6 protein-coding genes are annotated in these 6,003 nt (G+C 61.2%); 4 read left to right on the top strand and 2 right to left on the bottom strand.

Annotated features, from left to right (window positions below; genetic code table 11):
• Positions 1-1,242: D-alanyl-D-alanine carboxypeptidase family protein (locus EN750_RS15340; protein WP_145967673.1), on the bottom strand; the 1,242-nt coding region annotated here is incomplete at its 3' end.
• A 285-nt stretch (positions 1,243-1,527) separates the two neighbouring features.
• Here EN750_RS15340 and EN750_RS15335 point away from each other — a divergent pair.
• The 4 genes from EN750_RS15335 (at position 1,528) to EN750_RS15320 (ending at position 5,657) form a co-directional block, all read left to right on the top strand.
• Positions 1,528-1,857, top strand: a complete 330-nt coding sequence (locus EN750_RS15335) for a phasin family protein (protein ID WP_013531776.1) — start codon at positions 1,528-1,530, stop codon at positions 1,855-1,857.
• Between the two features lie 295 nt (positions 1,858-2,152).
• Entirely contained in the window at positions 2,153-2,482 is a 330-nt protein-coding gene (clpS, locus tag EN750_RS15330) for an ATP-dependent Clp protease adapter ClpS (RefSeq protein ID WP_023812950.1), read from the top strand.
• A gap of 6 nt (positions 2,483-2,488) precedes the next feature.
• Entirely contained in the window at positions 2,489-4,957 is a 2,469-nt protein-coding gene (gene clpA, locus EN750_RS15325; protein WP_127258970.1) for an ATP-dependent Clp protease ATP-binding subunit ClpA, read from the top strand.
• Positions 4,958-5,018: 61 nt separating this feature from the next.
• On the top strand, positions 5,019-5,657 hold the full coding sequence (locus tag EN750_RS15320) for a chloramphenicol phosphotransferase (RefSeq protein ID WP_127396923.1): 639 nt from the start codon (positions 5,019-5,021) through the stop codon (positions 5,655-5,657).
• Positions 5,658-5,699: 42 nt separating this feature from the next.
• Here EN750_RS15320 and EN750_RS15315 read toward each other — a convergent pair.
• The coding region (locus tag EN750_RS15315) for a phosphatase PAP2 family protein (RefSeq protein WP_127396922.1) at positions 5,700-6,003 on the bottom strand (304 nt) is incomplete at its 5' end.

The following is a 6,003-nucleotide window of genomic DNA, read 5'->3' as shown; positions in this document are numbered from 1 at the left end:
CTGCTTGGTGGTCTTGTCGAGAAAGGCCTGGGCCTCGGACTGCTTGGGCGACGAGGCGACCTGAATGGCCCAGCCCGACGGCACCGACGCGGTGTTGACCGGGTCGACAGCCGCCGGCGTCGGCTCGGCATAGGCCGCTACCACCTGGGCCGTCGCGACCTGGGGGGCTGAAACGATGACGGTCTTGACCTTTCTGGTCTTGACGACGGGAGCTGCTTCCTCGGCCTGCGCGGTATCGTCTTCGGCGACCGTGGCGTCCTCGGCAACGATTGCATCGTCCTGCGCTATGACAGGCTTGTCGTCCGGTGTCGGAGCGTCATGCTTGGGCAGAAGAACCTTGGCGAGGGCGGTGATCGGGTTGTTGCCACCGGCCTTGGCGACCAGATCGCCACCACCGCGAGTCGATGCCCTCGGCAGATAGGTGTTTATCAGGTTGGCCATCTGATTGTCACGGCTGCCGCCCGAGGTGCCGCCCATGACCACGCCGACGATGCGGCGATTGCCATCGGAAACCGACGAGACGAGGTTGAAGCCGGAGGCGCGGGTGTAGCCCGTCTTGATGCCGTCGACACCCTTGATACGTCCAAGCAGGCGGTTGTGGCCGTTGATGCGCTTGCGCCCGTAGAGAAAGGAGCGCTGCGAGAAATAGCCGTAATACTGCGGAAAATGCTCGCGCAGCGCGATGCCGAGCGTCGCCATGTCGCGCGCGGTGGTGAACTGGCCGGGGTCGGGCAGGCCATTGGCGTTTCGGAACACGGTGCCGTTCATGCCCAGCGCACGCGCCTTGGCGGTCATCATGCGGGCAAAAGTGGTTTCGTTGCCGCCGAGCATTTCGCCGAGCGCGGTGGCCGAGTCGTTCGCCGATTTGGTGACGATCGACAGGATCGCGGTCTCGACCGTGACGGAACCGCCCGGCTTCACGCCAAGTTTCGTCGGCGCCTCGGCGGAGGCCTTGGCGGAAAACACCACTGGCGTGTTCCTGCTGATCTTGCCCTTCGCCATCGCTTCGAAGGTCAGATACAGCGTCATCATCTTGGTCAGCGAAGCTGGGTAGCGCCTGCCGTTGGCATCTGCGGAGTAAAGCACCTTGCCGGTCTTGGCATCCACGACGATGGCCGCCTGCCTGGCCGCCAGCGACGAGGCAACGTCGCCAAAAACGAATGTCATCGCCAAGGCGACGATCATCATCGTTTTGAGAGGGGAGGTGGATTTGGAAACGATGCCCAACAACGCCTTACGCACTGGTACTTCCCTTGGATTTCTTCGTTGCGTTGGAGGCGGCAAAGGGTCCTGCCTCGCTTCCGGTCAAGCTACCGGCGCAGCGTTACCAATCCGTTTATGGTAACCGCCGCGTTCACCATTTTCTTCGGGCTTGAGGTTCTCTTTATTCGATTTTTAGCCATTGGCTGCGCAGGCGGGCCCGCAAGCCCGCGAAATCTTGACTTTTGTGCGGCGCACAATATATTATCTTGCATTGCACAAGGGCGCCCCGAAGAAGGACGCCTCAACCGTCAAGGGAATCGTGAAATGACCCAGACCTATGAGGACTTCAGCAAATACGGCAAAGAGTTCGCCGACACCGGATTGAAGAGCTTCGCGTCGCTGTCCAAGGGCGCGCAGGCGATTGCCACCGAGGCTGGTGAATACACCAAGAAGAGTTTTGAAACCGGCAGCGCCACTGTGGAGAAGCTGTTTTCAGCCAAGTCGCTGGAAAAGGCGATCGAGATCCAGTCGGACTACGCCAAGCAGTCTTATGAGGCGTTCGTCGCCGAGGCCACCAAGATCGGCGATCTTTATGCCGAACTCGCCAAGGAAGCTTACAAGCCATTCGAATCGATCGTTGCCAAGGCAAAGTAATTTTGCCCGGGCGAACTGATTTCGCCTGACGTGCACCAGATTCAGCCTTTGAACCCGAGAAAAAGCCCGGCTACGGAAACGCGGCCGGGCTTTTTCGTGTCAATTTCCGTTCCAGAGCCTCGCGCCCCTTCACGATTGCGAAAATCGTCCAAGTTGGTGACCTAGCCATATTGTCAGCTAACCAGAAGGGCTTAAAATCGTACATCGAACACCTACATGTCGAACTCGCATGGGGAATCGAAAGAGGCAGGAATACGTGACTTCAGGTTTGACTGCCACGAGACGAGTGGTGCGAATGCAAGACGGCGACGGTAACGGCAATGGGGCCGGCCGTGGGACGGCCGTCATCACGCGCACCAAAACCAAGACCAAGAAGCCCAGCCTTTATCGGGTCCTCATCCTCAACGACGACTACACTCCGATGGAGTTCGTGGTTCACGTGCTGGAGCGTTTTTTCCAGAAGGATCGCGAAGCCGCCACACGCATCATGCTTCATGTTCACAATCATGGAGTGGGCGAGTGCGGGGTCTATACATTCGAGGTGGCCGAGACCAAAGTGTCCCAGGTCATGGATTTCGCCCGACAGAATCAGCATCCGCTGCAATGCGTGATGGAGAAGAAGTGAGGTAACATGCCGGCTTTCTCCCAAGGCCTGGAAAAGGCGCTTCACCAGGCGCTGACGCTCGCCAATGAGCGGCACCATGAATATGCAACCCTAGAACATCTGCTGCTCGCGCTCATCGATGACACCGAGGCGGCCGCCGTCATGCGCGCCTGCAATGTCGATCTCGATGAGCTCAAGCACACGGTTCTCACCTATATCGACACCGAGCTGGACAACCTCGTCACCGGTTACGACGAGGACTCCAAGCCGACCGCCGGTTTCCAGCGCGTCATCCAGCGCGCGGTGATCCATGTGCAGTCGTCCGGCCGCGAGGAAGTGTCGGGCGCCAACGTGCTCGTCGCCATTTTCGCCGAGCGCGAGAGCCATGCCGCCTATTTCCTGCAGGAACAGCAGATGACCCGCTACGACGCGGTCAACTACATCTCGCACGGCATTGCCAAGCGTCCGGGCGCGTCGGAGACACGCTCGCCGCGCGGTGCCGATGACGAGCAGGGCGGCCAGAACGGCGCCGAGCCGCAAGAGGAAGGCGGCAAGAAGAAGCAGCAGCAGGACGCGCTGACGGCTTATTGCGTCAATCTCAACAACAAGGCCAAGGCCGGCAAGATCGATCCGCTGATCGGCCGCGAATCCGAGATCAACCGCACCATCCAGGTGCTGTGCCGCCGCTCCAAGAACAACCCGCTCTATGTCGGCGACCCCGGCGTCGGCAAGACGGCGATCGCCGAGGGTCTGGCCAAGCGCATCGTCGAGGGCGACGTTCCCGAAGTGCTGCACAACGCCACCATCTTCGCGCTCGACATGGGTACGCTGCTCGCCGGCACGCGCTATCGCGGCGATTTCGAGGAACGGCTGAAGCAGGTCGTCAAGGAGCTCGAGGACTATCCCGGTGCCGTGCTGTTCATCGACGAGATTCACACGGTCATCGGGGCAGGGGCAACATCAGGCGGCGCCATGGATGCGTCCAACCTGTTGAAGCCGGCGCTGTCATCGGGTGCGATCCGCTGCATCGGCTCGACCACCTACAAGGAATTCCGCCAGTTCTTCGAGAAGGACCGTGCTTTGGTGCGGCGCTTCCAGAAGATCGACGTCAACGAGCCGACCATCGAGGACGCCATCGAGATCATGAAGGGCCTCAAGCCCTATTATGAGGAGTTCCACAAGGTGAAGTTCACCAACGAGGCGATCAAGGCCTCGGTGGAACTGTCGGCACGTTACATCAACGACCGCAAGCTGCCGGACAAGGCGATCGACGTGATCGACGAGACCGGCGCCTCGCAGATGCTGGTGCCCGAAGCCAAGCGCAAGAAGACGATCGGCATCAAGGAGATCGAGGCGACGATCGCCACCATGGCCCGCATCCCGCCGAAGACGGTTTCGGCCGATGACGAGAAGGTGCTGCAGGGCCTCGATATCGAGCTGAAGCGCGTCGTCTATGGCCAGGACACTGCGATCACCGCGCTGACCTCGGCGATCAAGCTGGCACGTGCCGGCCTGCGCGAACCGGAGAAGCCGATCGGCTCCTACCTGTTCTCCGGCCCGACCGGCGTCGGCAAGACCGAAGTGGCCAAGCAGTTGGCCGCCTCGCTCGGCGTCGAGCTGATCCGCTTCGACATGTCGGAATATATGGAACGCCACACCGTCTCGCGGCTGATCGGCGCGCCTCCGGGCTATGTCGGCTTCGACCAGGGCGGTCTTCTGACGGACGGCGTCGACCAGCATCCGCATTGCGTGCTGTTGCTCGACGAGGTCGAGAAGGCGCATCCGGACCTGTTCAACATCCTGTTGCAGGTGATGGACCACGGCAAGCTGACCGACCATAACGGCAAGCAGATCGACTTCCGCAATGTGATCCTGATCATGACCACCAATGCGGGCGCGTCGGATGCGCAGCGCGCGGCGATCGGCTTCGGCTCGACCAAGCGCGAAGGCGACGATGTGGAGGCGATCAACCGGTTGTTCACGCCGGAGTTCCGCAACCGGCTCGACGCAATCATCCCGTTCGGCTCGCTGCCGGTGCCGGTCATCCATCAGGTGGTGCAGAAGTTCGTCATGCAGCTCGAGGCCCAGCTTTCCGAGCGTGGCGTCACCTTCGACCTGTCGGCGGATGCGATCGCCTGGCTCGCCGACAAGGGTTATGATGAGCGCATGGGAGCGCGGCCGCTCGGCCGTGTGATCCAGGAGCATATCAAGAAGCCGTTGGCCGACGAGGTGCTGTTCGGAAAGCTCAAGAAGGGCGGCACGGTGCGCGTCACCGTCGAGAAGAAGGAAACCGGCGAGACCGGCCTGAAGCTCGAATCGCTGGCCGACGAGGCGCCGGTGAAGCCGAAGAAGGAAGAGCCGGAAGAAACGCCGAAGCCCAGAAAGGCCGTAGCGAAGAAGCCGGCGGCCAAGAAGCTGGTGGCGCAGAAGCCCGAAGCCAAGGGCAAGGACGGCGGCAAGCGCAGTCTCGTCCCGCAACTGCCCAGAAAGAACTGACCTTGAGGAAAGTCGAAAAGCCCCGGAAACGGGGCTTTTTTCGTTTGCAAGGAGGAGGGGCATGAGCGGCCAGATCATCATCCTGAACGGTGCGCCGCGATCGGGAAAAACAAGCATCGCCAGAGCTGTTCAGGAGCGCTTCGATGGCGTCTGGATCAATCTCGGCGTCGACGTTTACGAGCAGGCTACGCCGGCACGCTATCGGCCTGGGATAGGATTGCGGCTCGGCGGCGAGCGTCCCGACCTTGAGGCCCTCGTGCCCGGATTTCACGCCGGGCTCTACGAATCGATCGCCGCCCACAGCCGGCTGGGGCTGAATGTCGTGGCGGATGTCGGCCATCACGATGCCTATTCGAAGCCACTTCACATTGTGGCCGATTGCGCGCGCCGGCTTGTAGGTCTGCCGGTGCTGTTTGTCGGTGTTCGCTGCCCGCTTGAAATCATCATGGAAAGGCGTGCAGCCAGCGCGGCAGACAAGGAATATGTAACCGGCTCATCAGATGTTCCCGTGCCGCTGCCCGTGCGTCTGTGGCAAGAAGAGGTCCACCGGCCCGGCGTGTACGATCTGGAGATCGATACCTCGCTCCTCAGCCCTGGGCAATGCGCGGATACGATCGCAGAGAAGCTTCGGCAAGCACCGTATCCAACAGCGTTTCAGAAACTATCCAACCCATCCAGCGCGGCCCTTGAGCCGTTTTGACCGGCATGGCCGCCGCAGGCGGGGTCGCCCAGATCGGCGAATTTACAGCCCGCAAACCGCCGGCGATTGCATGGTGGAGCTCTCGATTTCAGCGGCCATGCGGTCCGGCGAGAAACGGGCCACCAAATATCCGCACACCTTCCAGATCGCGATCATCAGGAATGCACCCGCATAGCCATCCAAGGCATAGTGCCAGCCAAGCACGACGGAACCGACCATAATGACGCCGGCGAATAACCACATCACAAGACCGGCCAGCCGGGACCGCCGTGTTGCATAGAGGGCAAACAGCACCGCCATCGCAACGTGCAGGGATGGGAAGGCGGATATGCCGACGCTGCCGGTA

Origin of the sequence: Mesorhizobium sp. M7A.F.Ca.ET.027.03.2.1 (assembly GCF_003999175.1) — a bacterium.
GTDB lineage: Bacteria > Pseudomonadota > Alphaproteobacteria > Rhizobiales > Rhizobiaceae > Mesorhizobium.
Note: the sequence above shows the minus strand (reverse complement) of the source record. Positions and strands in the feature narration are given on the sequence as shown.

Coding starts and splice junctions, on each gene's coding strand:
- clpA (WP_127258970.1), top strand. CDS start 2,489: ATGCCGGCTTTCTCCCAAGGCCTGGAAAAGGCGCTTCACCAGGCGCTG.
- clpS (WP_023812950.1), top strand. CDS start 2,153: ATGCAAGACGGCGACGGTAACGGCAATGGGGCCGGCCGTGGGACGGCC.
- EN750_RS15320 (WP_127396923.1), top strand. CDS start 5,019: ATGAGCGGCCAGATCATCATCCTGAACGGTGCGCCGCGATCGGGAAAA.
- EN750_RS15335 (WP_013531776.1), top strand. CDS start 1,528: ATGACCCAGACCTATGAGGACTTCAGCAAATACGGCAAAGAGTTCGCC.